This window comes from Brevundimonas sp. FV2ps16 (genome assembly GCF_058681075.1).
This window is the reverse complement of sequence record NZ_CM178728.1, coordinates 791,855-817,565: the sequence shown is the minus strand read 5'-3', so window position 1 is coordinate 817,565 and position 25,711 is coordinate 791,855. Positions and strand designations below refer to the sequence as shown.

Sequence of the window (25,711 nt, the reverse complement as noted above, 5' to 3'; positions counted from 1 at the left end):
GAGAGAAAGTGGCGCACCCGACAGGATTCGAACCTGTGACCCCTGCCTTCGGAGGGCAGTACTCTATCCAGCTGAGCTACGGGTGCGTGGTCGGCGAGACGCCGAAGAGGCCGCTTACAGCAAGCGGCGGGCGGTCTCAATCCCGAATAAGCGGATGAGCGTCATCAACCGCCCTGAACATCGACCCGCGAACACCCCGGCCTCAAGCAGCGCGAAGCGCGGTAGGCCCCCTAAGAAAGCAATAGGGCGTTCACGCCCTATTGCGCGGTCATGCCGCCGTCGATCTTGAACTCGGACCCCGTGACGAATTTGGATTCGTCGGAGGCGAGGTAGAGGACGCAGTAGGCCACGTCGTCCGGTTCGCCGATCCGTTTCAGCGGTATGCCGCGGGTCAGTCGTTCGTGGGCCTTGGCCTCGTCGCCGCCGGCCATGGCGATGAAGGGGTCGAGGATCGGGGTCTTGATGAAGACCGGGTGGACCGAGTTGCAGCGCACGTTCCAGTCGGCCTTGGCCGCTTCGAGCGCCAGGGTCTTGGTGTACATCCAGACGGCGGCCTTGGTGGCGTTATAGGCGCCCATGCCGGGGGCGGCGACCAGGCCGGCGATGGACGAGATGTTGATGATCGAGGCCGGGGCGGCGGCGCGCAGGTGCGGCATGGCGTATTTGGCGCCCAGCATGATCGAACGCAGATTGATCTCGTACTGACGCTGCCAGTTGTCGACTGTGTCCTGTTCGACGAAGGCCAGGGGGCCGCCGACGCCGGCGTTGTTGACCAGGACCGACAGGCCGCCAAGGTCGGCGACGGCGGCGGCGATCACCTGTTCCCACTGGGCTTCGCTGGCGACGTCGTGGGCGTAGGCGAAGGCGGCGCCGGGGATTTCGGCGTTGATCCGGGCGGCCAGGGCGGCGGCGCGGTCGCCGTCGATGTCGGTCAGGGCCAGGCGGGCGCCCTCGCGGGCCATCATGAAGGCCATGGCTTCGCCCAGACCGCCGGCGGCGCCGGTGATCAGGGCGGTCTTGCCGGCGACGCGGCCGGTGCGGGGGGCGGCGACGCTCACGACATCGCCCCCATTTCGGCGGCGGCGCGGTCGATGAACCGGGCCAGGGTCACATCCTTGTTGGTGACGCCGTCGGCGTCATGGGTGGTCAGCAGCACCTCGACGCGATTGTAGACGTTCGACCATTCGGGGTGATGATCCATCTTGTCGGCCATCAGGGCGACGCGGGTCATGAAGCCGAAGGCGGCGTTGAAATCGGCGAACTTGAGCGAACGCGCGATCGCCGGGCGGTCGCCGTCGTCGGCGCGCCAGGCGGGCAGGGTTTCGAGCGCTTTCGCAACCTCGATGCGGACGTCGGTCATGGGCTTCCTCTTTTTTCCAAGGCGTAGGGCGTTCGTGCGGGCGCGGCAAGCGTCCAGACGACGCCCCGATATGACCCAGAAATGGTCGCGGAACGCGGAGCGAAGCTTGGGCGTTGATCGGCGACGTAAAGCGTTGCTGCGGACGTTGGATGTGGAGGAAAGAGGATGATGGACAATCTGTGGATCGCCGCCCTCGATCCGGCGGACCGCGAGCGGATCGAACCCCATCTGGAGGAACGCGAGGTGACGCGCGGGCAGATGCTGTACGACGCCGGCGAGGCGGTCGATCAGGTCTGGTTCCCGATCAAGGGGGTGGTCTCGCTGATGACCGTCCTGCCTGACGACAAGATGGTCGAGACCGCCGCCATCGGCCGCGAGGGCCTGGTCGGGGTGACCTGCGGCCCGTTCAACGCCCGGGCCGCCAGCCGCGCCATATCCCAGGGCGACGGGGTCGCCGCCGTCTGTTCGGCCGAGGCGTTCGGCGCGGCGCTGGACGAGAGCGAAAGCCTGCGTTCGGCCTTGTCGCGCTTTACCGAAGGCCTGATGGCCCAGGTGCAGCAGGCCGCCGCCTGCAACGCCCAGCACAGGCTGGACGAGCGGCTGGCGCGCTGGCTGCTGATGCTGCACGACCGGGCCGAGGACGACCGGGTCGATCTGACCCAGGCCGACATCGCCGGCATGCTGGGGGTGCGCCGCGCCACCGTGTCCGAGGTCGGCACCCTGCTGGAGGGCAAGAGGCTGATCCAGCGCGGCCGGGGCTGGGTTCGGGTGCTGGACCGCGACGGGCTGGAGGCCGCCTCGTGCGGCTGTTACGGCCTGATGCGCGAGGTGATGAAGGATCTGGAGCTGCCCCAGCCTGAAGCCGGCCCGGAAGCGGGATCGGAAGCCGGATCGGAAGCCGCCTGATCGCGTGACGGGCGACGCGTGACGCGCTAGACCCCGGATCATGACCGACGCCTCCTCCCATGGCCCGCATTCGTCGGGCGACCGTTCCTCCTTCGGCTTCCGCGACGTCGATGCGCGCGAGAAGGTGAAGATGGTGCGCGGGGTCTTTGATTCCGTCGCCTCCAGCTACGACGTCATGAACGACCTGATGAGCGTCGGCGTCCACCGCGTCTGGAAGGACATCGCCGCCGCCAAGCTGAATCCCCGGCCCGGCGAGACCATACTGGACGTGGCCGGCGGCACCGGCGACATGGCCCGCCGCTATTCGAAGATGGCCCGCGCGGCCCAGGAACGGCGCGGGGGCGAAGACGCCAATGTCATCGTGCTGGACTATAACGCCGAGATGATCCTGGCCGGGGTGCACAAGGGCGGCGAGCCGGAGATGAGCTGGTCGGTCGGGGATGCGATGAACCTGCCGCTGCCGGACGCCTCGGTCGACGCCTATTCGATCAGTTTCGGCATCCGCAACGTGGCCCATATCGACAAGGCCCTGGCCGAGGCGCGGCGCGTGCTGAAGCCGGGCGGCCGGTTCCTGTGCCTGGAGTTCTCGCGGCCCACGACCGGGCCGGTGCGCAAACTGTATGACGCCTGGTCCTTCCACGCCATTCCGCGCATCGGCGGCTGGGTGGCCAAGGATCGCGACAGTTATCAGTATCTGGTCGAGAGCATCCGCCGCTTCCCCGACCAGACGGCTTTCAAGGGCCTGATCGAGGACGCCGGCTTCAAGCGCGTCTCGGTGACCAATCTGTCGGGCGGGATCGCCGCCATTCACCACGGGTGGGCGATCTGACCCGGATCTATCGCACGGCCCCGCCGCCGCCCGCCACGGTCGCGGTGCAGAACCCGGTGGGGGCCTTTCTGCGCCTGCTGGGCTGGCTGTGGGTTCTGGCGCGCCATGACGCCCTGATCCCGCGCGAGGCCAACCCCCTGCTGCCCGTCTGGGCCCGACCCTTCGCCCGCGCGGTGCAGATGCTGTCCGGCCGCGACGGACGCCAGGGCCGGCCGGGCCAGAGGCTGGGCAAGGCGTTCGAGCACCTGGGGCCGGTGGCGATCAAGCTGGGCCAGGTCCTGGCCACCCGCGCCGACATCTTCGGCCTGCAATTCGCGCGCGACCTGGGCCGGCTGAAGGACGCCCTGCCGCCCTTTTCGATCGAAGAGGCGCGGCGCGAGATCGAGAAATCGCTGGGTCGGCCGGTCGAGAGCCTGTTCATCGACCTGAGCCCGCCGGTCGCCGCCGCCTCCCTGGCCCAGGCGCACCGGGCGACCCTGGCGGATGGGCGTGCGGTGGCGGTCAAGGTGCTGCGGCCGGGGGTCGAGCGCCGGGTCGCCGACGGTCTGGACGCCATGCGGCTGGGCGCCGCCCTGGTGTACCGGCTGGCGCCCCTGTCGCGCCGGCTGGAGCCCCAGGCCTTCGTCGAGACCATCGCCAACTCCATGGATCTGGAGCTGGACATGCGGCTGGAGGCGGCCGCCGCCAGCGAGATGGCCGATGTCCTGGCCAAGGACGGCTATATGTCCGCCCCCGCCGTCGTCTGGGACGGGGTGGGCAAGCGGGTGCTGACGCTGGAATGGGCCAAGGGCGTGCCCATGACCGATCCGGCCCTGGCGGACCTGCCGGGGCTCGACACCGATCTGCTGGCCGACAATGTGGTGCGGGCCTTCCTGGTTCAGGCCCTGGACCACGGGGTGTTCCACGCCGATCTGCACGAGGGCAATCTGTTCGCCAGCGCGCCGGCGCACCTGACCGCCATCGACTTCGGTATCGTCGGGCGGCTGGGCCCGGCCGAGCGGCGCTATCTGGCCGAGATCCTGTGGGGCTTCATCAGCCGCGACTACGACCGGATCGCCCGGGTCCATTTCGAGGCCGGCTATGTGCCGCCGCATCACTCGGTCGAGACCTTTGCCCAGGCCCTGCGCGCGGTGGGCGAGCCGGTGATCGGACGCGCCGCCAGCCAGGTGTCGATGGGCCGGCTGCTGGGCCAGTTGTTCGAGATCACCGCCCTGTTCGACATGCGGCTGAGGCCCGAACTGATCCTGCTGCAGAAGACCATGGTCTCGGTCGAGGGGGTGGCGCGCCGGCTTCAGCCCGACCACGACCTGTGGAAGGCCGCCCAGCCGGTGGTCGAACGCTGGATCCGCCGCGAGCTGGGGCCCCAGGCCCAGGCGCGCGACGCCCTGAACGAGATGATTGCGGCGGCGCGGGCCATCTCGCGCCTGGTGCAGGACCCGCCGCGTCCGGCGGCGGTGGTCATCGAAAAGTCGGGAACTCCCGCTTGGGTGACGGCTTCAATCACGGTCGCGACAGTCGCGGCCCTGACGGCCCTGGGGCTCTCTGTTTGGCCCTATCTGCACTGACCGGAGCCTTCGCATGAAGACCAACCTGATCAAGACGGTTCTCGCCGCAGCCCTGTTTGCCGCCCCGGCGCCCGCGCTGGCCCAGGCGGCTGCTGGTTCGGTGCCCAACGCTTTCGATGCGGCGCCTGCCGCTGCGCCCGCTCCGGCTCCCGTCGAGGGCCAGGCGCCGGACATCGCCCGGGCCGAGGCGGCCCTGCGCGGGGTGATCGCGGCGGTTCAGGGCGCGGGCTTCGACTATTCGGTCTTCACCCCCGATCTGGCGACCCGGATGCGCCAGCTGTCGCCCGAGATCAGCCCCCTGATCAAGAGCTTCGGCGCCGTCCGCACGGTCGAGTTCCAGAAGGCCGAGGGCGAGGCCCAGCTGTTCCGCGTCACCTTCGACAACAAGGTGACCGAGTGGATGATCCTGTTCGATCCCGAGGACCGGATCGCCGGGCTGCGGTTCCGACCCGTCGAAGGCTAGGGCGAGGCCTGACCTAATCTAGGGTCGGGCGGCCGCGTCCCGACTTGATCGAGGCGCGGCTGGTCTTGGCCTTCAGCCGGCGTTCCTTGGAGGCCTTGGTCGGGCGGGTCGGGACGCGGAAGACGGGGCGGATCGAGGCCTCGTCCACCATGGCCTGAAGCCGTTCCATCGCGTCGGCGCGGTTGCGCTCCTGGGTGCGGTGGCGGACGGCGGTGATCAGGATCACCCCCTCCAGCGTCAGCCGGCTGCCGGCCAGCTTCATCAGCCGCTGCTTCACTGGTTCGGTCAGGCTGGGGGAGTTCTTGACGTCGAACCGCATCTGGACGGCGGTCGAGACCTTGTTGACGTTCTGGCCGCCCGGTCCGCCGGCGCGGTAGAAGTGGAACTCCAGCTCGTCCTCGGGGATGGTCGTCATGTCGCGACCCTGCGCGCCTTGACCACGGCCTGGTCCAGGGCCTGAAGAAACCGCGACCGGTCGGCGGCCGAAAACGGCGGCGGGCCGGACGTCGCCACCCCCATCGAGCGCAGATGCTCGCCCACCATCCGCCCCGCCAGGGCCGAGCCGATCGAGTCCGGGGTGAAGGGCTGTCCGTTGGACTTCAGCGCCTGGGCGCCCGCCTTCAGGCAGCGGTCCGCCAGGGGGATGTCGGCGGTGATGACCACATCGCCCAGGCCCGCCCGTTCGGCGATCCAGTCGTCGGCCACGTCCGGCCCGGCGTCCACCACCACCTGTTCGATCAGGGCCTCGCGCGGGACCTGCATCCAGCCGTTGGAGACCACATAGGTCTTCAGCCCATAGCGCCGCGCCACGCGATAGACCTCCTCCTTCACCGGGCAGGCGTCGGCGTCGATGTAGAGGGCGGTCGGCATGGGCCTGACCTAGCGCGGACGGGGGCGGGTCGTCGAGGGTGGGGTGGGCTTACAGGAAGCTGAAACAGGGCCGAAGGGGGCTAGGTGAGGGCAATCGGTTGTCGCTTGGCAGTTTCATTTGAGCCGCTGATCTCAATGATTCTTTCCAGGTTCATGTGCGGCGTGCCTGCGGCAAAAATGAGTGGAACTGTATGCTCAACTCCGTCGCTGAGCACGACAAGCTCGGAAGCGCCGTAGATGCTGCGTCTGAGCCAAAAATGGGCCGAGTCAAAATTCAAAGGCTTCCGAAAATACGGGCTTGAGAGAATTGACCCCGATATCGACAATAATGCGCCTCGATGGCGCAAAATCTTGGCGAAAGCTAAAATCGAAATTGGCGCCGCCACCAAGGCCGCAAGCGCGGCGATAGGCCATCGATGTGCTGACTTGCTGCCCGAAGCGAGGAACTCGCTGATGGAGCCTGCGGTCCAAAAAGGCTCGATCCAGACTAACCCGATGGCCAACCACACGACGCCATATAAGCCCCAAAACTTCAAAGGCGACGCCCTCAAAATTGTACGGCGGGTTTGTAGTTTCATACCGTAGTTTGGCCCGGGCGGCTGTCCGGTGCAATGTCGAGAAGCGACGATCCGTTACGAGTCGATTGGCGAAGTCGGCGTCTGATCGGAAAGCAGACCTGGGCGGATATTCTTGTCTCCTCCTCGCTTCGCGGGGAGGGGGACCGCGAAGCGGTGGAGGGGCTCTGGACGCCGCAGAGGCGCCGGTCTTGCGGACACACCCCCTCCGTCACGGCGCGGAAGACGCGCCGCGCTGCGTCCCCCAGAGGGGGAGGTGTCGGGTGTGGGGGCGGCAGGTCGGGGGCTGGGCTCAGCTTGGGTTGGCCATGAAGAGGGCTAGGCCGATGCTGTTCCAGACGGCGTGCGACAGGGTCGGCAGGGCGTAGGCGCGAAGCCGTCCCAGCCGTCGCGACCAACCCCAGGCGGCGTAGGCCATCACGGCGAAGGCGGCCGCCTGGCCGAGCGAGCCGGGGCTCATGCCGTGCAACAGCCAGGCGAGCGCCGCAATGATCGCGATGATGAAGGCCAGCCCGAGGCTGGGGGCGTCGTCGCGGGCGCGCCGGACCGCCCAGACGACCAGCGGCGTCTCGATGACCGCAGGCAGAAACACGGCCAGGAGAAACCCATAGGCGAACCGCGAGACCGTATCCTGGGCGGCGACCATGGCGTCCGGCGCGCCGGGGCCGGCGGTGAAACTGCCGACGACCATATTGGCCGCCGCTCGGATGAGCAGGGAGAGGGCGAACAGGCCTGCGCCCAGGAGTACGGCCTGTAGCCAGGGGTTTCGGAATAGTCGCATGCGTGGCCGGTCTGGCTCTGGCGTCTATCGCCTAGGCATGCCTCTCGACCTGCCGCCGACGAACATATTCGATGGTCCAGCCGAGCGTCGGGATGGCCACGACGACCAGGGCGAACAGGCCGAGCTGTCCGCCCCATTCAGGCGGAAAACTGGTTCGGAAAGTCCCGTGAACGAAGGCGGCGACGGCTGCCCATAAGGCAATCTTCAGTTTCGACATCGTCTGCCCTCCCGCAGTCGTCAGCGACCCATTTGGACCCGCATCGCAGCGGTCCGCAAGAGGGTGCCGGTGTTGCGGACGCACCCCCTCCGTCACGGCGCGGAAGACGCGCCGCGCCCCCTCCCCCAGAGGGGGAGGAGACAGGGCTTGACCCCGGCCGGGGCGGGTTTGAGAAGTGGGGCGGTCGGGCGATTGCGGCCGGCGCGGCGAAGGGTCTGGATGCGATGACACACGACGGGCTCTCGGACCGGTTCGGGCTTCAGCATGCGGCGTCGCGGGCGGAGGGGGCGGCGTCGGCGCAGGCGCGGCGCGGGCGGCTGGAGGGGCTGAAGGCCCTGGTGCTGGAGCGGCGCGAGGCCTTTGCGCGGGCCATAGATGCGGATTTCGGGGCGCGGTCGGCGATGGAGACGGGGCTGCTGGAGGTCACGCCCCTGATCCGCAGCCTGGACCATGCGCGCGCCCATCTGGGGCGGTGGATGCGCGACGAGCGGCGTCCGGCGGACCTGATGTTCCAGCCGTCGCGGGCCTGGATCCGGCATGAGCCCCTGGGCGTGGTCGGGGTGATCGCGCCGTGGAACTATCCGCTGCTGCTGGCCCTGGGGCCGACGGTGGACGCCCTGGCGGCGGGCAATCGGGTGATGATCAAGCCGTCCGAGTTGACGCCCGCCTTCGGGGCCCTGCTGGAGGCCGCCGTGGCCGAGCGGTTCGATCCGGCGGTGCTGACGGTGGTCAACGGCGGGGTGGACACGGCCCAGGCCTTTTCGCGTCTGGCCTTCGACCATCTGGTCTTCACCGGATCGACGCGGGTGGGGCGCGAGGTGATGCGGGCGGCGGCGGAAAACCTGACGCCGGTGACGCTGGAGCTGGGGGGCAAGTCGCCGGCCGTGGTGGCGCCCGACTATCCGCTTGAGAAGGCGGCGCGGTCGATCGCCTTCGGCAAGTTCCTGAACGCGGGTCAGACCTGTATCGCCCCCGACTACGCCCTGGTCCCGGCCGGGCAGGTCCGGGCCTTCGCCGAGGCCGTGATGGGTCAGGCGCGGCGGGCCTATCCGACCCTTCAGGACAATCCCGACTACAGCGGGGTGATCAGCGAACGCCACCGGGTGCGGCTGCGCGAGGCGGTGGCGGCGGCGAAGGCGGCGGGGGCCGTGGTGCTGGAACATCCGGATGCGGGCGAGGGGGACAACGGCAAGATCGCCCCGACCCTGGTGCTGAACCCGCCGACCGACGGCCTGTTGATGCAGGAGGAGATCTTCGGCCCGGTCCTGCCGGTGGTCGGCTATGACAGCCTGGATGAAGCCCTGGCCTTCGTGGCCGCCCGGCCCCGGCCCCTGGCCCTTTACGGCTTCACCAACCAGGCGCGGACGCGGGACCGGATCCTGGGGTCCGGCCTGTCGGGCGGCGTGACCCTGAACGGGACCATGCTCCATATCGCCCAGAACGACCTGCCGTTCGGCGGCGTCGGCCCCAGCGGCCTGGGCGCCTATCACGGGCCTGAGGGCTTCAAACGCTTCAGCCATGCGCGGGCGGTCTATGACGTGGGGCCGGTGAACGCCTTTGAGCGGCTGGGGCCGCCTTGGGACGGGGCGGCGGGCCGGCTGGCGCGCACGGCCCTGCGGTTTCTGGCCCGGTAGGCGGAGACGAAAAAGGGCGGAACCCTGCGGTCCCGCCCTTTTCCTTCAGACCTGAAAGGCCGTCAGTTGCGATAGGCCGGCGGCATCGGCGTCTGTTGACGATAGCGGTCGCGCAGCAGCAGGGCGCGGCTGGTCAACGGTTGTTCGACGCCGTCGATGAAGACGGCCGAGGGCTGGCTGAGCGGCTCCAGCGGGTCGCCGGACCAGACCACGACGTCGGCGGCGGCGCCCGGCGCGATCTGGCCGAACTGGCCGCCCATGCCGAAGATCTTGGCCGGGTTGACCGTCAGGGCGGCGATGGCGGCGCTATAGGGCAGGCCGTGCGAGACGGCGTTGCCGGCGTTGTAGCGGGCCTCGCGGGCGCGGTGGGTCGACCCCTCATTGCCCTTGATGGCGATGACCACCCCGGCCGCGTTCAGGGCCGCCGCATTCTCCATCCGCGCCGCCCGCATCTCGAAGTCGGCGGGCAGGTTGGAGATGGGGTTCAGCAGGACCGGCACGCCGGCCGAAGCGATCTCGCCGGCGACCAGCCAGCCTTCCTCGGCGCCGTCCAGGATCAGCCTGATCCCTTCCTCGCGCGCCAGACGCAGCACCTGCTGGATGTCCGACGCCCGGTGGACGCTGACGATCAGGGGCATGGAGCCGTTGGCGACCGGGATCAGGGCCTCCAGGTCCGCGCGCGACAGGCTGAGGTCGCGCAGGCCCGCCCGCTCATAGGCGGACTTGTTGCGGGCGTAGAGGCGGACCTCGGCCAGGGTCTCCTTGAACAGGACGAACTGGGCGCCGCGGGCGCCGCCGGCGATGTCGGCCCCGGCCTCGCCGAACGGGGCGACCATGGCCACACGCGGCTTGACCAGGATGTTGGCGTCGCCGTTTATCAAGTCTGGGCCCAGGTCGATGATCGCCGCCTGGCCCGCGAACAGTCCCGGGGTCTGATAGCCGCCGTCGCCGGCGCCGGCCGTCTCGTTCTCATGCACATGGCCGCCGGACGAGCCGGGGTGCTGGGGCACGACCACGGCGCGGGTGATGCCGCCCAGGCGCGCCACCGGCAGGGTGAAGGACCAGGGGTCCAGGCCGTAGGAGATGTCGAAGGCGGCGCTGAGGGTGTTGGCGCTGTTGCGCAGTTCGTTGGTGCCGCTGACGGCGCCGACCTCGGTCCCGGCGAGACCGGAATCGACGGCGACGAAGCCGGGGGCGATGACCTTGCCGGTCGCGTCGATGACGCGGGCGCCGGACGGGGCGGCGCCGGCGCCGACCGAGACGATCTTGCCGTCACGGATCACGACTGTGCCGCCCTCTATGACCGAGGTTCCGGTCAGGACGCGGCCGCCGACGATGGCTGTGGTGTCCTGAGCCGCCGCAGGGACGGCGAAGGCGAGGGCCGCAACGGCGCCCGCGAGGATGTGGGACAGACGCATCAGCGGGCTCCTTCGGCGACGTTGGCGGCGGTCAGGCCATAGCCCGGCTGGCCCAGCTCGAAGTCGCTGGTCGGCTGATAGGCGGGGTTGGTCCGGTCAAACGTCAGGGCGCCGTCGATGAAGACCTGGTCGGCGCGGGCGTAGATGGAGAAGGGATCGGCGCTCCAGATCACCACATCGGCGCGCTTGCCGGGCTCCAGCGAGCCGGTCTGGTCGGCGATGCCGATGGCCTTGGCGGCGTTGGAGGTGATCCAGCCGATGGCGTGTTCTTCCGAGATGTTCAGTCCGGCGCGGCGACCGGCCGACAGGGCGGCGGCGGCTTCCTGATTCAACCGTTGAGTCAGTTCGGCGTCGTCGGAGTGGATGACGGCGCACGAGCCCTGTTGCGCATCCACCAGGGCGGCGTTCTCCTCGATGGCGTCCAGCGCCTCCATCTTGAAGCCCCACCAGCCGGTCCACATGGCGGCGCAGATGCCGTTGGCGGCCAGTTGCGGGGCCAGCTTGTAGGCCTCGGTGGCGTGGTGGAAGGTGGTGATCCGGTAGCCGAACTCCTTGGCCATATCGATCATCATGGCCATCTCGTCGGCGCGGTAGCAGTGGTTCTGGATCAGGATGGACCCGTCCAGCACCCCGACCAGGGTCTCGTTCTGCAGGTTGCGGGTCGGGGCCGCGCCCTCGCCGGTCTCGCGCCACTTGTCCCACTTGGCCTTGTAGTCGCGCGCGGCGATGAAGGCGGCGCGGTAGCCGGCCATATTGCCCATGCCGGTGGCCGGGCTCTGGTTGCGCGAGCCATAGACCCGCGAGGGGTTCTCGCCGCAGGCCATCTTGATCGTATAGGGGGCGTCCGGGAACTTCATGCCCTGCATGGTGATCGAGGGCGTGTTGCGGATGGTCACGCCGCGGCCGCCGAACAGATTGGCCGAGCCGGGCAGGATGTGAAGCGTGGTGACGCCGCCGGCGCGGGCGGTGTTGAAGCCCGGGTCCTGGGGCCACAGCGAATGTTCGGCCCAGACCTGGGCGGTGTTCGGGCTGGTCGCCTCGTTGCCGTCGCTCATGCCCTGTACGCCGGGCGACGGATAGACGCCCAGGTGGCTGTGGACGTCGATGACGCCGGGGGTGACATAGCGGCCGCGCGCCTCGATCACGCGATAGCCGGCGGGGACGGGGGTCGAGGCGTCGCCGACGGCGGCGATCTTGCCGTCCGTGACCACGACCACGCCATTGTCGATCTTGCGGTCCGTACCGGTCAGGACGGTCGCGCCGACCACGGCGAAATTCTCGCGCGGCAAGGGTTGATAGGTGGACGGATAGGGGTTCAGGGTGGTCGCCGGATCCAGGCCCGCGGCCAGGGTCTTGTCCTTGGACGGCGCGGCGGCCTCCGATTCCGCGCCTGTGGTGGCGCAGGCCGCCAAGCTCAGCATAGGCAGGCCGAGCACAGCAAAGCCTATGGCCGCGAGGCTGACGCCCCGCAGATGATGTCCGATCATCAGATCCCCTCTTCCCGACGACACGCCAGCCCGACGTGTCTTGCGATCGTCATAGGAGGGGCATCTGGCGGAGGCGTCAAAAGATTTCGATGTTCTTTGGGAGTGGGATACGGTCATCACCTCCCCGTTCGCGAAGGCGAATGGGGAGGACAGACCGCGCAGCGGTCAGGAGGGGGCGAGACGGTGGCTGACGGTCTGAGCTTCACACGGGCGAAGGCTTTTCGCCGTTTAATGACTCCGCCGGAAGCCCGGCTTTGGACTGCGCTACGGGCTGGACGCCTGAACGGCTGCAAGTTCCGTCGGCAGCATCTGATCGGTCCGTATATTCTCGATTTCTACTGCGCCGAGGCGAAGCTGGCGGTCGAGGTGGACGGCGCGGTTCATGATCAGCCGGAACAGGTCGCTCACGACCAGCGACGGACGGCGTGGCTGGGCGAGCGCGGCGTGAAGGTTGTCCGCGTGCGAGCGATCCATGTGAAAGACGAACTCGAGGGGGTACTTGGCTTCATTCTGACGGTGGTGCGCGCGCGACGAGACGCGGGATAGGGCGGAGTCGCCCCCTCCTGGTCGCTGGCGCGACCTGTCCTCCCCATTCGCCTTCGCGAACGGGGAGGTGAGACGCTCTGGACGCTCCGGCCTGGGACCGGTAACGGCACGCGCATGAACGACGATGAAAACCCCCATCTCGACCGGCCGCTGCGGTCGTTCGGCCGGATCAAGGCGCGGCCGATCAAGCCGCGGCAGGCGGCGCTGATGGACAGCCTGCTGCCGACCATCGCCGTGCCCGATCCCAAGGCCGGTCCGCTGGACCCGAAGGCGATGATGCCCGAGGCGGTCGAGGTGTGGCTGGAGATCGGGTTCGGCGGCGGGGAGCATATGGCGGCCCAGGCGGCGACGCGGCCCGACGCCCTGGTGATCGGCTGCGAGCCCTTTCTGAACGGGGTGGCCTCGGCCCTGCGCCATGTCGACGAGGGCGGGCTGAAGAATGTCCGCATCCACGCCGACGACGCGCGCGACCTGGTCGACGCCCTGCCCGACGCCTCGGTGGACCGGGTGCTGATCCTGTTCCCCGATCCCTGGCACAAGGCCCGGCACAACAAGCGCCGCCTGTTGCAGGACGAGACGGCCCAGGCCTTCGCCCGCATCCTGAAGCCGGGCGGGACGCTGCGGTTCGTCACCGACTGGCGCGACTATGCCGAATGGACGCTGGAGCGGCTGGAGCGCACGCCGGGGCTGGAGCGGATCGGGGCGGCGGACCAGGACTGGTTCCTGCCCCCGGCGGACCATGTGGTCACCCGCTATGAGGAGAAGAAGCTGGGCGACACGGCGCCGATCTTCCTGGAATACCGCCGCAAATCCTGACGCAATGAATAAGTAATTATACGTATTTTGAGCATAGACGGGTGATTAACGATCTTCATTAGTAATGGTCCCTAAGTAAAATAACGGGGACGAACCATGAAGGCGTTGACGATCGGCGGCAGGATCAATCTGCTGGCCCTTGTGACCATGGCGGGTCTGCTGGTGATCACCGGCCTGTCCCTGATGCGGCTGGACGCCGTGATGCGCGAAGACATCGCTGACCGCACCAAGAAGTCCGTCGAGATCGCCCACAGCGTGGTCGCCTATTATCAGGGCGAACAGGCGGCCGGCCGGTTGACGCAAGACCAGGCCCAGACCGCCGCCAAGGCCGCCGTGGGCGCCATGCGCTATGGCGCCGACGACTATTTCTGGATCAACGACATGCATCCCACCATGGTGATGCACCCGATGAAGCCGGCGCTGAACGGCAAGGATCTGAGCGAGAACAAGGACGCCGACGGCGTGCTGATGTTCAAGGAATTCGTCGCCGTGGTTCAGAAGGACGGCGAGGGCTTCGTCAACTATCAGTGGGCCAAGCCGAACCAGGACGGGGCCGCGCCCAAGATCTCGTATGTGAAGGGTTTCGCGCCCTGGGGTTGGGTGATCGGTTCGGGCGTCTATACCGACCAGATCGCGGCGGCCGTGGGCAAGGCGGCTCTGGCCCTGGGCTCAATGGCCCTGCTGGTGCTGCTGGCGGTCGGGGCGACGGGCTGGTTCATCGGCCGTTCGGTGTCGGCCCCTGTGGTGGCGCTGGAGCGGCGGATGCGCGGCCTGGCCGAGGGCGACAAGACCTCCGAGATTCCCGGCGTCAAACGCGGCGACGAGATCGGCAAGATGGCCGCCGCCCTGGCGATCTTCCGCGACGCCGCCATCGAAAAGGACCGGCTGGAGGCCGAGACCCTGTCGCAACGCTCAATGAGCGAACAGGAACGGGCCGCGCGCGAGACCGAGAAGGCGCGAGAGGCTGAGGCCGACCGGGTCACCATCGAGGCCCTGGGCCAGGGCCTGTCGGCCATGGCCGACGGCGATCTGACCTATCGGATCGAGGCCGAGTTCGCGCCCAAGGCGGCGCAGCTGAAGACCGACTTCAACGCCGCCATCGCCCAGCTGCAGCAGGCCGTCGCCGTGGTGGTGGCCAATATCGCCGGCATTCGATCCGGCGCCTGCGAGATCTCGCAGGCCGCCGACGACCTGTCGCGCCGCACCGAACAGCAGGCGGCGGGCCTGGAAGAGACGGCGGCCGCGCTGGATGAGATCACCGCCACGGTCAACAAGACCGCCTCGGGCGCTCGCCAGGCCTCCGAAGTGGTTCAGGCGGCCAAGGGCGACGCCGAGACCTCGGGCGTGATCGTCCGGGATGCGGTCCAGGCCATGCAGGCGATCGAGGGCTCTTCGGATCAGATCAGCCAGATCATCGGCGTGATCGACGAGATCGCCTTCCAGACCAATCTTCTGGCCCTGAACGCGGGGGTCGAGGCCGCTCGCGCCGGCGAAGCCGGTCGCGGCTTCGCGGTCGTGGCGTCGGAGGTTCGGGCCCTGGCCCAGCGTTCGGCGGAAGCCGCGAAAGAGATCAAGACGCTGATCTCGACCTCGACCACCCAGGTCGGTTCGGGCGTGAAACTGGTCGGCCAGACCGGCGAGGCCCTGCAACGGATCGTGGATCGGGTCGCCGAGATCGACGGTCTGGTCTCGGAAATCGCCGCCTCGGCCCAGGAGCAGGCCGTCGGCCTGGCCGAGGTCAACACCGCGGTGAACCAGATGGACCAGGTCACCCAGCAAAACGCCGCCATGGTCGAGCAATCCACTGCCGCCAGCCATTCGCTGTCGCAGGAAGCCGAGTCGCTTCAGGCCTCGGTCGCCCAGTTCAAGGTCGGGGACACAGCCCGCGCGGCTGCGCCGGCGGCCTCGCACCGCGCCGAACCGCGCCCCGCCGCCAAGGCGCCGGCCCGTTCGAGCCATATGGCCGCCGCGTTGAAGACCCTCGGTCGCGGCGGCGCTGCGCCCGCGCCCCAGGCCGCATATGAAGCCGCCCCGTCCGCGGAAGGCTGGGAAGAGTTCTGATCTTCCCAGAGGGCTAAAGAACGATGATATGTAATTTGCCCTAGGTTAGGGTTTACGCTTCGTCGCGATTTGGAAACCATAAATTGGCCCCAGCTTCAGGCGTCGCCTGTTCGCGCCGTGGAATCCCCTCGCCCCGCTTTTGAGCGACGCCTTTTGGGCGGGGCGAAGGGGCGCCTCGTGCAGACGGGGGCGTGACGCCTGAGGCTCCTAATCATTGGGGCCGCCGGATGAAGATCACTGTCAGGAACCGTCTGCTGGCCGGCCTCGCCGCCATGGGCGTGGCGCTGTGCCTGATCGCGGGGGTCAGCTGGTTGTCCGCCACGGCGGCCGGCGGCCGTATCCAGACCATCATCGTCGACCGGGTCGCGCCCATGCAGGCGCTGAAGGTGGTCAGCGACATGTACGCGGTGAACATCGTCGATACGGTGCACAAGGCCCGGTCCGGCGCCTTCACCCAGCAACAGGCGATCGACAGCGTCCGTCAGGCCAAGAGCCTGATCCAGACCAACTGGGCCGACTTCAACGCCCGTGACAGCGTCTCCCCGGAAGAGCAGGCCCTGATCGACGCCGCCAACGCCAGTCTGCCGGGCGCCGACGCCGCGACGGCTCAGCTCGAGGCCATATTGGCGTCGGGCGACCGGGTCGCCCTGGCGTATTTCGCCGACCATACGCTTTACCCGGCCATCGATCCCCTGACCGCCGCGATCGGCGCCCTGGTCGACCTGGAGGCCCGGGTCGCGCGTGAGGAGGCGGCGGCGGCCCAGCACGCTTTCCGTCTGTCGCTGGTCGCCATGGGGGTGATCAGTCTGATGGCGATCCTGACCCTGATTTCGGCGACCCGTTTCGTGCTGACAGGCGTCACGGGTCCGCTGGAGGCGATGACGCGCACCATGCGCCGCCTGGCCGCAGGCGAGCAACAGATCGAGATTCCCGGCGCAGGCCGCCGCGACGAACTGGGCGAGATGGCCGCCGCCCTCGTGGTCTTCCGCGACGCCGCGGAGGCCAAGCGCAAGGCCGACGCCGATCTGGTCGACGCGCGGGCCGCAGCGGAACGGGAACGTCAGGCCGCCGGCGAGGTGGTCGAGCGGGAACAGCAGGCGCTGGTGGTTCGGTCCTTCGGCGTGGGCCTGTCCAAGCTGGCGGACGGAGAGCTGACCTATCGCATCCGTTGCGACCTGCCGCCGGAGTACGCCCAGCTGCGCGACGACTTCAACCGGGCCATGGACCAGTTGCAAAAAGCCATCGGCGTGGTGCTGGGCAATGTGGCCGGCCTTCGTTCGGGCGCGGGGGAAATCACCCAGGCCTCGGACGATCTGGCGCGGCGCACCGAACAACAGGCCGCGTCGCTGGAAGAGACGGCGGCGGCGCTGGACGAGATTACGGTCAACATCAACAAGACCGCCTCGGGCGCGCGCCAGGCCTCGGACGTGGTTCAGGCGGCCAAGGGCGACGCCGAGACCTCGGGCGTGATCGTGCGGGATGCGGTCGAGGCCATGCAGGCCATTGAAGGTTCGTCGTCTCAGATCAGCCAGATCATCGGCGTGATCGACGAGATCGCCTTCCAGACCAATCTGCTGGCTCTGAACGCCGGGGTTGAAGCCGCCCGTGCGGGCGAGGCCGGTCGTGGCTTTGCGGTCGTCGCGTCGGAAGTGCGGGCCCTGGCCCAGCGTTCGGCGGAAGCGGCCAAGGAGATCAAGACGCTGATCTCCACCTCGACGGCCCAGGTCGATTCCGGCGTCAAACTGGTCGGCCAGACCGGCGAGGCCCTGCAAAGGATCGTGGATCGGGTCGCCGAGATCGACGGCTTGGTCGCCGACATCGCCGCCTCGGCCCAGGACCAGGCCGTCGGCCTGGCCCAGGTCAATACCGCCGTCAGCCAGATGGATCAGGTGACGCAACAAAATGCTGCCATGGTCGAACAGTCCACCGCCGCCAGCCACGCCCTGGCCCAGGACGCCCAATCGCTTCAGGCCTCGGTGGCCCAGTTCAAGGTCGGCGACGCGGCGCCCGCCCAGGCTGCCCCCCAGGCTCCCCCTCAGGCTCGCCCCCAATCTTCCGCTGAGACTTCGGCTGCAGCCGCCCGCGTCGCGTCCAGGTCCTCGGCTAAGGCGCCCGCGCGCTCGGCCCATATGGCCGCCGCCCTGAAGACCATCGGTCGCGGCGGCGTCGCGCCTGTGTCCCAGGCTGCCGTTCAGCCCGGACCCGCGGCCGACGGTTGGGAAGAATTCTAGATTCGGCGTGACGGGACTGGCGTGGCGGCGATCAACCGCCCAGCTATGGCCTCCTTACCGAAGCCTTGGCTGGAACCCTGGAATGACCCTCTCGATCTACGACGTCGCATCGCCCGTTCTCGTGCGCGGCCTGACCAATCTGTCCGGTTTTCTGGACAAGGCCTTGGCGGAGGGGTTTGACGAAGCCGTCCTGATCCAGGCCCGGCTCCATGAAGACATGCGGCCCCTGGCCGCCCAGGTTCAGCTGGCGTCGGACTCGGCCAAGGGCGCCGTGGCGCGGCTGGCCGGCGTCGACAATCCGGCCATGGCCGATGACGAGACGAGTTTCGCGGAATTGAAGGACCGGATCGCCCGCACCCTCGCCTTCATCGAGGGCGTGGACCCCGCCGCCTTCGCCGGGGCCGAGACCCGGCCGATAACGCTGAAGACGCCCAGCCGTGAGATGAATTTCGACGGCCTGGGCTATCTGACCAGCTTCGTCCTGCCGAACTTCCATTTCCACGTCACGACCGCCTACGCCATCCTGCGCAAGGAAGGCGTGCCGTTGAGCAAGATGGATTATCTGGGGCGGCTGGCGCTGATCTGAGGCGGACGCCCACCGCCCCCGAAACAAAGAGGGCTGACAAGCGAATGTGAAACGCCTATATGGCCCTCCACATCGTTAGACCGGCGTCCAACGGCGTCGTTCCAAGCGGCGGCCCGGACGGACCGCCGCTTTTGTTTTGGATAATCGCCGCTTGCGCGCAAGAACCGCCCAGGACCGCCAACTGCTCGAGCTGATCGACCCCATAGCGGAGTCGCTCGGTCTCGAGGTCGTGCGCGTCCGCCTGATGACCGGCTCCAAGCGCCAGCGTCTGCAGATCATGGCCGAACGCCCGTCCGACCGCGACATCTCGGTCGAACAGTGCGCCAAGCTGAGCCGCGCGGTGTCGGAGGTGTTCGACGCCGCCGACCCCATCGCCGGCGAATATATGCTGGAAGTCTCGTCGCCCGGCATCGACCGACCCCTGACCCGTCCCATCGACTTCGACCTGTTCGAGGGCGAAGAGGCGCGGCTGGAGACGGACCGGATGATCGAGGGCAGGAAGCGGTTCAAGGGCGTTCTGGCCGGCTATGAGGACGGCAATGTCCTGGTCGACCTGGACGGCGAGGACGAAACCGCCCTGATCCCCTTCGACTGGTTGAGCGATGCGAAACTGGTCCTGACCGACGCCCTGATGAAACGGGGCGCCGCCATTCGCGCCGCGCGCGGCGAACCTGAAGACGATGGCCTGCCGGAAGGCGAGGCTGCTGATTTGACAACCGACACCACGACCCCTTCTGAGGACAACGCCTGATGGCCGTCACCGGTATTTCCGCCAACCGCCTCGAACTGCTGCAGATCGCCGAGGCCGTGGCCCGCGAAAAGAACATCGAGCGCGAAGTCGTCATCGAGGCGATCGAGGAGGCGATCCAGAAGGGCGCCAAGTCGCGTTACGGCGCCCATCACGACATCCGCGCCAAGATCGACCACAAGACCGGCGAACTGGCCCTGACCCGTCACGTCACCATCGTCGAGGACGACTGGCAGCCGGAAGACGAGCTGGAAGAGTTCAACGACAGCGCCATGGTGCGCCTGAAGGACGCCCTGAAGCGCGATCCTGAGGCCGAGGTCGGCAAGGAATATGTCGAGACCCTGCCGCCGTTCGAGTTCGGCCGCGTCCAGACCCAGATGGCCCGCCAGGTCGTGACCGGTAAGGTCCGCGAGGCCGAGCGCGCCAACCAGTACGAAGAGTTCAAGGATCGCGTCGGCGAGATCGTCAACGGCACGGTCAAGCGCGTCGAATACGGCAACACCATCGTCGACCTGGGCCGGGGCGAGGGCGTCATGCGCCGCGACCAGTCCATCCCGCGCGAAGTGTTCAACATCGGCGACCGGATCCGCACCTACATCTACGACGTCCGGCCCGAGGCCAAGGGCCCGCAGGTCATGCTGTCGCGCGCCCATCCGGGCTTCATGGCCAAGCTGTTCGCTCAGGAAGTGCCGGAAGTCTATGACGGCGTGATCGAGATCCGCGCCGCCGCCCGTGACTCGGGCTCGCGCGCCAAGATGGCCGTCCTGTCGAACGACAGCTCCATCGACCCCGTCGGCGCCTGCGTCGGCATGCGCGGCTCGCGCGTTCAGGCGGTCGTCGCCGAACTGCAAGGCGAGAAGATCGACATCATCCAGTGGAACCCGGACGAGCCCACCTTCATCGTCAACGCCCTGGCCCCCGCCGAAGTCTCCAAGGTCGTGCTCGACGAAGAAGCCGGCCGCGTCGAAGTGGTCGTGCCCGACGAACAGCTGTCGCTGGCCATCGGCCGTCGCGGCCAGAACGTGCGCCTGGCCAGCCAGCTGACCGGCTGGCAGATCGACATCATCACCGAGTCCCAGGATTCTGAGCGTCGCCAGCGCGAGTTCAGCGAGCGCACCGGCCTGTTCCAGGAAGCCCTGGACGTGGACGAGGTCATCGCCCAGCTGCTGGTCACCGAAGGCTTCGCCACGGTGGAAGACCTGGCCTATGTCGATCCGTATGAAGTCTCGGAAATCGAAGGCTTCGACGAAGAGACCGCCGAGGAGCTGCAGGCCCGCGCCCGCGACTTCCTGGACCGCAAGGCCGCCGAGCTGGACGCCAAGCGCGTCGAACTGGGCGTCGAGGACGGCGTGCTGCAGGTGCCGGGCGTGACCCTGGCCATGGCCGTCGCCCTGGGGCAGGGCGGGGTCAAGACCGTCGAGGACCTGGCCGACCTGGCCACCGACGAAATCCGCGGCGGCTACGAAGTGAAGAACGGCGAACGGGTCAAGGTCCCGGGCGTGCTGGAAAGCTTCAACCTGGCCCAGGAAGACGCCGAAATGCTGATCCTCCAGGCCCGTGTGGCCGCCGGCTGGATCGACGCCTCGGAACTGCCGCAGCCTGCGCCGGAAGAGGCCGAGGAAGACTTCGCCGACGGCGAATACGACCCGGACCAGGTGTTCGGCGACGCGCCGGCTGAAACCGAAGCCGACGCCGACGGTTCCGACGATGCTTCCGACGATACGGAGGTCCTCGCCGAGGACGACTCCGAACCGTCGAACGCGTGATGGGAGACCTGGCCACATATGAGCTTGCGCGACGCAACGATTGATCGGGAACGCCGGGACCTCGTCTCTCACGAGGTCATGGACGAATCTCGCCTGATCCGTTTCGTCGCCGGGCCCGATGGCCAGGTGGTTCCCGACCTGGGCAGGAAACTGCCCGGACGCGGCCTGTGGGTCGAAGCCAGCCGCACGTCGATCGAGACGGCGGTCAAGAAGAACGGCTTCACCCGCGCCGCCAAGATGAAGCTGACCGCCCCGGCCGACCTGGCCGATGTCGTCGAACGGCTGCTGTTCCGGCGCTGTCTCGACCAGCTGGGTCTTGCCCGGCGCGAAGGCGTGCTTATCTCTGGCTTCGAAAAATCCGCCGCCAATCTGCGTGCCGGCAAGGTCGCCTGGGTGATCGAGGCCGCCGACGGCTCGGCCGACGGGCGTGGCAAAATCCTCGCCCTGGCCCGCCATCAGACCGCGAAAATCTGCGGCGCGTTCACTGTGGACGATTTGAGTTTGGCCCTTGGGCTGGAAAATGCGATACACGCCGTCCTGCTTGCGGGCGGACGGGCCGATCGGTGGACCATGGAGGTCGAACGATTGGCTGGATTTCGGCCGCTTCGCCCTCCTCACTGGGAGATTTCCGGTGTCGAAGGCGGATCGGCGGGAGCAACCCCGACTGACCTTGATAAAGGTGGGGCGAGCTAAGGATTTTGGCGGCCGAGGGCCTGTCTCCAAGGGCGGAGACGGGCTCACGGTCGTTCATGTGCATTGAGACGACGGCGGGATTTTCCGCCCTATTAAAGCGACCGTATGAGCGACGAAAACGACAAGACCAACCAAGGCCAGGGTTCGGGCCAGGGCACTCCGGGCGGCACGCCGTCCCAGACGGGGCCGCGCGCGCCGCTGAGCCTGAAGCCGCGCGTTGTGGGATCGGTCCCGACCGGAACCGTGAAGCAGAGCTTCAGCCACGGGCGGTCCAAGACGGTGGTGGTCGAGACCAAGCGCCGACCCGGCGCCGGCGGACCCCAGCGGCCGCAGGGCTTCGACGTCGCGCGTCCGCAGCAGTCGTCGTCGCAGAACCGTCCGCAGGGACAGCGGTCGTCGCAACCGGCCGGCGGGGCCCTGTCGGCCGAAGAGCAGGAAGCGCGTCGCCGCGCCATCGCCATGGCCACCCAGGCCAACGCCGCCAAGGCTGACGCCGCCGCCGCCGCCAAGGCTGCGGCTGAAGCCGCTGCGCGCGAACAGGCCGCCGCCACCGAACGCGCCGCCCAGGCTGCGCGCGACGAGGCCGCCGCCGCCAAGGCCGCCGCCGAGGCCGCCCGCGCCGAGGCCGCCAAGCTGACCGCCGCCGCGCCCGCCGCTCCGGCCAAGCCCGCGCCCAAGCCGGCCGCGCCCGTCGCCGCCGCGCCGACGCCGGCTCCGGCTCCGGTCGCCCCCACGCCGGCCCCGACGCCCGCGGCGCCCGCCGCTCCGGCCCGTCCGGCGGCTCCGGCCCGTCCGGTCGTCAACTTCGGCCAGCGCGTGCCCAAGCCCGGCAATCCGCAACGCGCGGCGCCCGAGCGTCCCGCCTTCGGCGGCCGTTCGGCCCGTGAACAGGCCATGGGCGGCGGCGAACGGTCCTATACGGATCGTCCGCAGACGGATCGTCCGCAAGCCGACCGTCCGCAGGGCGCCCGTCCGGGCCCCGGCGGCGCCGGCCGTCCGCAAGGCGCCAAGCCTGCTGAACCCGTCCGTTACTCGGCCCTGAACCCGCGTCCGGCCCCCGGCGCCGCTCGTCCCGGCGGTCCGCGCAACGGCCCTGGCGGCCGTCCGACCCCGAACGCACCGCCGGCCGAGGCCAATGTTCTGCGTCCGGCCCGTGCGCCCGGCGCCGGCTTCGGCCGTCCGGTCGGTCGCGACGACGATCGCGAGAAGCGTTTCTCCGACGCCGGCAAGGCGGTCAGCCGCACGCGCGGCGAGCCGAAGCGCCGCGAAGGCCGGATGACCATCCAGTCCGTGGTCGGCGACGGCGACGCCGCCGAGCGCATGCGCTCGCTGGCCTCGGTCCGCCGCGCCCGCGAACGCGAGAAGGAAAAGCGCAAGGGCGGCTCGACCGACGCGCCCAACCGTCCGCGCGAAGTGGTCATCCCTGACGTCATCACCGTGCAGGAGCTGTCCAACCGGATGGCCGTGCGCGGCGTCGACATCATCAAGTTCCTGATGAAACAGGGCCTGATGATGAAGATCAACGACGTGATCGATTCCGACACCGCCGAACTGGTGGCCGAGGAGTTCGGCATGGCGGTGAAGCGCGTCTCTGAATCCGACATCGAGTTCGGCTTCCTGGGCGACGCCGACGACGCCGAAGCGGCCGAAGTCCGCGCCCCCGTCGTGGCCATCATGGGCCACGTCGACCACGGCAAGACCTCGCTGCTGGACGCCCTGCGCACCACCGACGTCGCCGGCGGCGAAGCCGGCGGCATCACCCAGCATATCGGCGCCTATCAGGTGCGCCTGGACAACGACCAGAAGGTCACCTTCCTGGACACCCCGGGCCACGCCGCCTTCTCGGCCATGCGGGCGCGCGGCGCCAATGTGACCGACATCGTGGTTCTGGTCGTGGCCGCCGATGACGGCGTCATGCCCCAGACCATCGAGGCCATCCAGCACGCCAAGGCGGCCGGGGCGCCCCTGATCGTCGCGGTCAACAAGATGGACAAGCCGGGGGCGACGTCTCAGAAGGTCGTCAACGAGCTGCTGCAGCACGAAGTCATCGCCGAAAACCTGGGCGGCGAGACCCAGATCATCGAGGTCTCGGCCAAGGAGCGGATGAACCTCGACGGCCTGCTGGAAGCCATCCTGGTCCAGGCCGAGGTCATGGACCTGCGCGCCAACGCCGATCGCTCGGCCGAGGGCGTGGTCATCGAGGCCAAGCTGGACAAGGGTCGCGGCCCGGTCGGCACCGTCCTGGTCAAGCGCGGCACGCTGAAGCGCGGCGACATCGTCGTGGCCGGCGGATCGTGGGGCAAGGTTCGCGCCCTGCTGAACGAACGCAACGAGCAGCTGACCGAAGCCGGTCCGTCCGTCCCGGTCGAGATCCTGGGTCTGGACGAGGCCCCGTCTCCGGGCGACGTCTTCGCCGTGGTGGAATCCGAAGCCCGCGCCCGCGAGCTGACCGAATATCGTCAGCGGGTGAAGCGCGAAAAGGCCCAGGTCTCGGGCGGCTCGGTCTCGCTGGTCGACATGATGGCCAAGCTCGGCTCCAAGAAGGCCTCGGAACTGCCGGTCATCATCAAGGCCGACGTCCAGGGCTCCGCCGAAGCCATCATGGGTTCGCTGGACAAGATGAGCACCGACGAGGTGCGCGCCCGCACGGTCTATTCCGGCGCCGGCGGCATCACCGAGAGCGACGTCAACCTGGCCAAGTCGGCCGGGGCCCCGATCCTCGGCTTCAACGTCCGCGCCTCGAAACAGGCGCGCGACCTGGCCGAGCGCGAGGGCGTCGAGATCCGCTACTATTCGATCATCTACGACCTGCTCGATGATATTAAGGGCGTGCTGTCCGGCATGCTGGCGCCGCTGCAACGGGAAACCTTCCTGGGCAACGCCGCCGTGCTGCAGGTGTTCGACATCTCCAAGATCGGCAAGATCGCCGGTTGCCGGGTGTCGGAAGGCGTGGTCCGCAAGGGCGCCCGCGTCCGTATCGTCCGCGACGACGTGGTCGTGCTCGAACTGGGCACGCTCAACACGCTCAAACGCTTCAAGGACGAGGTCAACGAAGTCACGGCCGGCCAGGAATGCGGCATGCAGTTCCAGGGCTTCCAGGACATCAAGGAAGGCGACTACATCGAGTGCTTCACGGTCGAAGAGATCAAGCGCACCCTGGACTAGTCCGGGGTCGTCAGCACCGACAGAGACAGGCCCGGAACCCAGGTTCCGGGCCTTTTTCTTTGCGTTCGTCCCGCGCATGATGCCAAGCGTGGCGGGAGACGCCGCGCGGGGATCGCTTCATGGCCAGACCGCATCTGTCGTCCGGCGACTTCTTCGGCGCCGCCTCGCGGACGGTCGAGGCCGGCGGGTTTCGCGTCGGCCTGTGGATCGCCGACCGTCCGCCCGAGAGCGTCGTGTTTCACGCCCATGACGACGCCCATTTCATCCTGGCGCTGGACGACGGCTATTGCAGCCTGGCGCACGACCCCCTGACGCCCAAGGGCGCCGCCTTCGGCCCCGGCGCCCTGGTGTGGAATCCGCCGGGCGTCGAACACCGCGACTGTTTCACCGACGCCGGCGGCCGCTTCCTGTCGATCAGCTTCGATCCGCCCAAGAGCGCCAGGCGCGGCGACCCGATGCGGTTGCGCGGCGCCCTGGCCGAAGGCGCGGCGCGACGTCTGATCGGGGTGGCCGGCCGGTTCGCGGCGGGCGACGCCGTGGCCATGGAGGGGCTGACCCTGGATCTGGCGGCGGCGGTGCTGACCCCCGGCGACCTGAACGAGGACCCGGCGCCCGAGTGGCTGCTGCGGGCCCATGAAGTTCTGCACGACCTGGCCGACCAGCCGGGGCTGGAGGTGGCGACCGTGGCGCGCATCGTCGGCGTCCACGCCGTCTCGCTGGCGCGCCGCTATCGTCGCCATTTCGGCCGTTCGCCGGCGGCCGCCATTCGCCAGGCGCGGGCCGATCGGGCCGCCGGGCGTCTGGCCCGGGGCGTGGATCTGGCCGAACTGGCCGCGCTCGGGGGCTATGCCGATCAAAGCCATCTGACCCGCGAGTTCGGGCATATCTACGGCCTGACGCCCGGCCGCTATCGCGCCCTGTTCGCCTGAGCCGGTTTCATCTGTTCAAGACCCGGCGCGCGCCGTCTGCGACACCTCGGGTCTCGCTCCTCTTT

At 68.6% G+C, this 25,711-nt stretch carries 24 protein-coding genes and 1 tRNA gene; 15 read left to right on the top strand and 10 right to left on the bottom strand.

Annotated features, from left to right (window positions below; translation table 11 throughout):
• Positions 1-9: 9 nt before the first annotated feature.
• The 3 genes from ACW170_RS03845 to ACW170_RS03835 all read right to left on the bottom strand — a co-directional run bounded on the left by ACW170_RS03845 (position 10) and on the right by ACW170_RS03835 (position 1,360).
• Positions 10-86: transfer RNA gene (locus ACW170_RS03845), tRNA-Arg, on the bottom strand.
• Positions 87-257: 171 nt separating this feature from the next.
• A complete protein-coding gene (locus ACW170_RS03840) occupies positions 258-1,058 on the bottom strand; it encodes an SDR family oxidoreductase (RefSeq protein WP_492088369.1) in 801 nt (266 codons plus the stop codon).
• On the bottom strand, positions 1,055-1,360 hold the full coding sequence (locus ACW170_RS03835) for a 4a-hydroxytetrahydrobiopterin dehydratase (protein ID WP_492088368.1): 306 nt from the start codon (positions 1,358-1,360) through the stop codon (positions 1,055-1,057). The genes ACW170_RS03840 and ACW170_RS03835 overlap by 4 nt, the downstream gene beginning before the upstream one ends.
• A 165-nt stretch (positions 1,361-1,525) precedes the next feature.
• Between ACW170_RS03835 and ACW170_RS03830 the strand changes: the two genes are divergently transcribed.
• The 4 genes from ACW170_RS03830 to ACW170_RS03815 are packed head-to-tail and all read left to right on the top strand — an operon-like array spanning position 1,526 to position 5,123.
• Positions 1,526-2,266: a Crp/Fnr family transcriptional regulator gene (locus ACW170_RS03830; protein WP_492088367.1), complete on the top strand. Its 741-nt coding sequence runs from the start codon at positions 1,526-1,528 to the stop codon at positions 2,264-2,266.
• Positions 2,267-2,306: 40 nt separating this feature from the next.
• Complete coding sequence (locus ACW170_RS03825; RefSeq protein WP_492088366.1) at positions 2,307-3,095, top strand: class I SAM-dependent methyltransferase; 789 nt, start codon at positions 2,307-2,309, stop codon at positions 3,093-3,095.
• Complete coding sequence (gene ubiB, locus ACW170_RS03820; protein ID WP_492088365.1) at positions 3,083-4,660, top strand: 2-polyprenylphenol 6-hydroxylase; 1,578 nt, start codon at positions 3,083-3,085, stop codon at positions 4,658-4,660. Before ACW170_RS03825 ends, ubiB begins: the two co-directional genes overlap by 13 nt.
• A 13-nt stretch (positions 4,661-4,673) precedes the next feature.
• Entirely contained in the window at positions 4,674-5,123 is a 450-nt protein-coding gene (locus tag ACW170_RS03815; protein WP_492088364.1) for a hypothetical protein, read from the top strand.
• A 13-nt stretch (positions 5,124-5,136) separates the two neighbouring features.
• Here the strand turns inward: ACW170_RS03815 and arfB are convergent, their stop codons facing one another.
• The 5 genes from arfB to ACW170_RS03790 form a co-directional block, all read right to left on the bottom strand.
• The gene (gene arfB, locus ACW170_RS03810; protein ID WP_492088363.1) at positions 5,137-5,538 is read right to left on the bottom strand and encodes an alternative ribosome rescue aminoacyl-tRNA hydrolase ArfB; all 402 of its coding nucleotides are present in this window, start codon (positions 5,536-5,538) and stop codon (positions 5,137-5,139) included.
• Positions 5,535-5,993 (bottom strand): YaiI/YqxD family protein, encoded by a 459-nt coding sequence (locus tag ACW170_RS03805; protein ID WP_492088362.1) that lies wholly within the window; start codon positions 5,991-5,993, stop codon positions 5,535-5,537. Before ACW170_RS03805 ends, arfB begins: the two co-directional genes overlap by 4 nt.
• Positions 5,994-6,073: 80 nt before the next feature.
• Positions 6,074-6,571 carry a hypothetical protein gene (locus tag ACW170_RS03800; RefSeq protein WP_492088361.1) on the bottom strand — a complete coding sequence of 166 codons (498 nt, stop codon included), beginning with the start codon at positions 6,569-6,571 and terminating at the stop codon, positions 6,074-6,076.
• A gap of 289 nt (positions 6,572-6,860) precedes the next feature.
• Positions 6,861-7,349 carry a hypothetical protein gene (locus ACW170_RS03795; protein WP_492088360.1) on the bottom strand — a complete coding sequence of 163 codons (489 nt, stop codon included), beginning with the start codon at positions 7,347-7,349 and terminating at the stop codon, positions 6,861-6,863.
• Between the two features lie 31 nt (positions 7,350-7,380).
• The gene (locus ACW170_RS03790; protein ID WP_492088359.1) at positions 7,381-7,566 is read right to left on the bottom strand and encodes a hypothetical protein; all 186 of its coding nucleotides are present in this window, start codon (positions 7,564-7,566) and stop codon (positions 7,381-7,383) included.
• A 224-nt stretch (positions 7,567-7,790) separates the two neighbouring features.
• On the opposite strand from ACW170_RS03790, the gene ACW170_RS03785 reads away from it, so the two are divergent.
• Positions 7,791-9,200, top strand: coding sequence for a coniferyl aldehyde dehydrogenase (locus ACW170_RS03785; protein WP_492088358.1), 1,410 nt, complete (start codon positions 7,791-7,793; stop codon positions 9,198-9,200).
• A gap of 62 nt (positions 9,201-9,262) precedes the next feature.
• On the opposite strand, the gene ACW170_RS03780 is transcribed toward ACW170_RS03785, so the two are convergent.
• Both ACW170_RS03780 and ACW170_RS03775 read right to left on the bottom strand, forming a co-directional pair.
• Entirely contained in the window at positions 9,263-10,618 is a 1,356-nt protein-coding gene (locus tag ACW170_RS03780) for an amidohydrolase family protein (protein WP_492088357.1), read from the bottom strand.
• Positions 10,618-12,105 (bottom strand): amidohydrolase, encoded by a 1,488-nt coding sequence (locus ACW170_RS03775; protein WP_492088356.1) that lies wholly within the window; start codon positions 12,103-12,105, stop codon positions 10,618-10,620. The genes ACW170_RS03780 and ACW170_RS03775 overlap by 1 nt, the downstream gene beginning before the upstream one ends.
• Positions 12,106-12,288: 183 nt before the next feature.
• On the opposite strand from ACW170_RS03775, the gene ACW170_RS03770 reads away from it, so the two are divergent.
• From ACW170_RS03770 to ACW170_RS03725, 10 genes are all read left to right on the top strand, one after another.
• Positions 12,289-12,651 carry an endonuclease domain-containing protein gene (locus ACW170_RS03770; RefSeq protein ID WP_492088355.1) on the top strand — a complete coding sequence of 121 codons (363 nt, stop codon included), beginning with the start codon at positions 12,289-12,291 and terminating at the stop codon, positions 12,649-12,651.
• A gap of 114 nt (positions 12,652-12,765) precedes the next feature.
• A complete protein-coding gene (trmB, locus tag ACW170_RS03765; RefSeq protein ID WP_492088354.1) occupies positions 12,766-13,467 on the top strand; it encodes a tRNA (guanosine(46)-N7)-methyltransferase TrmB in 702 nt (233 codons plus the stop codon).
• Positions 13,468-13,563: 96 nt separating this feature from the next.
• A complete protein-coding gene (locus ACW170_RS03760) occupies positions 13,564-15,528 on the top strand; it encodes a methyl-accepting chemotaxis protein (RefSeq protein ID WP_492088353.1) in 1,965 nt (654 codons plus the stop codon).
• A gap of 227 nt (positions 15,529-15,755) precedes the next feature.
• Positions 15,756-17,759 carry a methyl-accepting chemotaxis protein gene (locus ACW170_RS03755; RefSeq protein ID WP_492088352.1) on the top strand — a complete coding sequence of 668 codons (2,004 nt, stop codon included), beginning with the start codon at positions 15,756-15,758 and terminating at the stop codon, positions 17,757-17,759.
• Between the two features lie 82 nt (positions 17,760-17,841).
• A complete protein-coding gene (locus tag ACW170_RS03750) occupies positions 17,842-18,345 on the top strand; it encodes a DUF1993 domain-containing protein (RefSeq protein ID WP_492088351.1) in 504 nt (167 codons plus the stop codon).
• Between the two features lie 151 nt (positions 18,346-18,496).
• A complete protein-coding gene (rimP, locus tag ACW170_RS03745) occupies positions 18,497-19,096 on the top strand; it encodes a ribosome maturation factor RimP (RefSeq protein ID WP_492088350.1) in 600 nt (199 codons plus the stop codon).
• Positions 19,096-20,859, top strand: coding sequence for a transcription termination factor NusA (nusA, locus tag ACW170_RS03740; protein WP_492088349.1), 1,764 nt, complete (start codon positions 19,096-19,098; stop codon positions 20,857-20,859). The genes rimP and nusA overlap by 1 nt, the downstream gene beginning before the upstream one ends.
• A gap of 18 nt (positions 20,860-20,877) precedes the next feature.
• Positions 20,878-21,552, top strand: a complete 675-nt coding sequence (locus ACW170_RS03735) for an RNA-binding protein (protein WP_492088348.1) — start codon at positions 20,878-20,880, stop codon at positions 21,550-21,552.
• Between the two features lie 105 nt (positions 21,553-21,657).
• Positions 21,658-24,717: a translation initiation factor IF-2 gene (infB, locus tag ACW170_RS03730; protein ID WP_492088347.1), complete on the top strand. Its 3,060-nt coding sequence runs from the start codon at positions 21,658-21,660 to the stop codon at positions 24,715-24,717.
• Positions 24,718-24,836: 119 nt separating this feature from the next.
• Positions 24,837-25,646, top strand: a complete 810-nt coding sequence (locus ACW170_RS03725; RefSeq protein ID WP_492088346.1) for a helix-turn-helix domain-containing protein — start codon at positions 24,837-24,839, stop codon at positions 25,644-25,646.
• Positions 25,647-25,711: the final 65 nt, after the last annotated feature.

Coding starts and splice junctions, on each gene's coding strand:
- ACW170_RS03835 (WP_492088368.1), bottom strand. CDS start 1,360: ATGACCGACGTCCGCATCGAGGTTGCGAAAGCGCTCGAAACCCTGCCC.
- ACW170_RS03830 (WP_492088367.1), top strand. CDS start 1,526: ATGATGGACAATCTGTGGATCGCCGCCCTCGATCCGGCGGACCGCGAG.
- ACW170_RS03825 (WP_492088366.1), top strand. CDS start 2,307: ATGACCGACGCCTCCTCCCATGGCCCGCATTCGTCGGGCGACCGTTCC.
- ACW170_RS03815 (WP_492088364.1), top strand. CDS start 4,674: ATGAAGACCAACCTGATCAAGACGGTTCTCGCCGCAGCCCTGTTTGCC.
- arfB (WP_492088363.1), bottom strand. CDS start 5,538: ATGACGACCATCCCCGAGGACGAGCTGGAGTTCCACTTCTACCGCGCC.
- ACW170_RS03805 (WP_492088362.1), bottom strand. CDS start 5,993: ATGCCGACCGCCCTCTACATCGACGCCGACGCCTGCCCGGTGAAGGAG.
- ACW170_RS03800 (WP_492088361.1), bottom strand. CDS start 6,571: ATGAAACTACAAACCCGCCGTACAATTTTGAGGGCGTCGCCTTTGAAG.
- ACW170_RS03795 (WP_492088360.1), bottom strand. CDS start 7,349: ATGCGACTATTCCGAAACCCCTGGCTACAGGCCGTACTCCTGGGCGCA.
- ACW170_RS03790 (WP_492088359.1), bottom strand. CDS start 7,566: ATGTCGAAACTGAAGATTGCCTTATGGGCAGCCGTCGCCGCCTTCGTT.
- ACW170_RS03785 (WP_492088358.1), top strand. CDS start 7,791: ATGACACACGACGGGCTCTCGGACCGGTTCGGGCTTCAGCATGCGGCG.
- ACW170_RS03780 (WP_492088357.1), bottom strand. CDS start 10,618: ATGCGTCTGTCCCACATCCTCGCGGGCGCCGTTGCGGCCCTCGCCTTC.
- ACW170_RS03775 (WP_492088356.1), bottom strand. CDS start 12,105: ATGATCGGACATCATCTGCGGGGCGTCAGCCTCGCGGCCATAGGCTTT.
- trmB (WP_492088354.1), top strand. CDS start 12,766: ATGAACGACGATGAAAACCCCCATCTCGACCGGCCGCTGCGGTCGTTC.
- ACW170_RS03760 (WP_492088353.1), top strand. CDS start 13,564: ATGAAGGCGTTGACGATCGGCGGCAGGATCAATCTGCTGGCCCTTGTG.
- ACW170_RS03755 (WP_492088352.1), top strand. CDS start 15,756: ATGAAGATCACTGTCAGGAACCGTCTGCTGGCCGGCCTCGCCGCCATG.
- ACW170_RS03750 (WP_492088351.1), top strand. CDS start 17,842: ATGACCCTCTCGATCTACGACGTCGCATCGCCCGTTCTCGTGCGCGGC.
- nusA (WP_492088349.1), top strand. CDS start 19,096: ATGGCCGTCACCGGTATTTCCGCCAACCGCCTCGAACTGCTGCAGATC.
- ACW170_RS03735 (WP_492088348.1), top strand. CDS start 20,878: ATGAGCTTGCGCGACGCAACGATTGATCGGGAACGCCGGGACCTCGTC.
- infB (WP_492088347.1), top strand. CDS start 21,658: ATGAGCGACGAAAACGACAAGACCAACCAAGGCCAGGGTTCGGGCCAG.
- ACW170_RS03725 (WP_492088346.1), top strand. CDS start 24,837: ATGGCCAGACCGCATCTGTCGTCCGGCGACTTCTTCGGCGCCGCCTCG.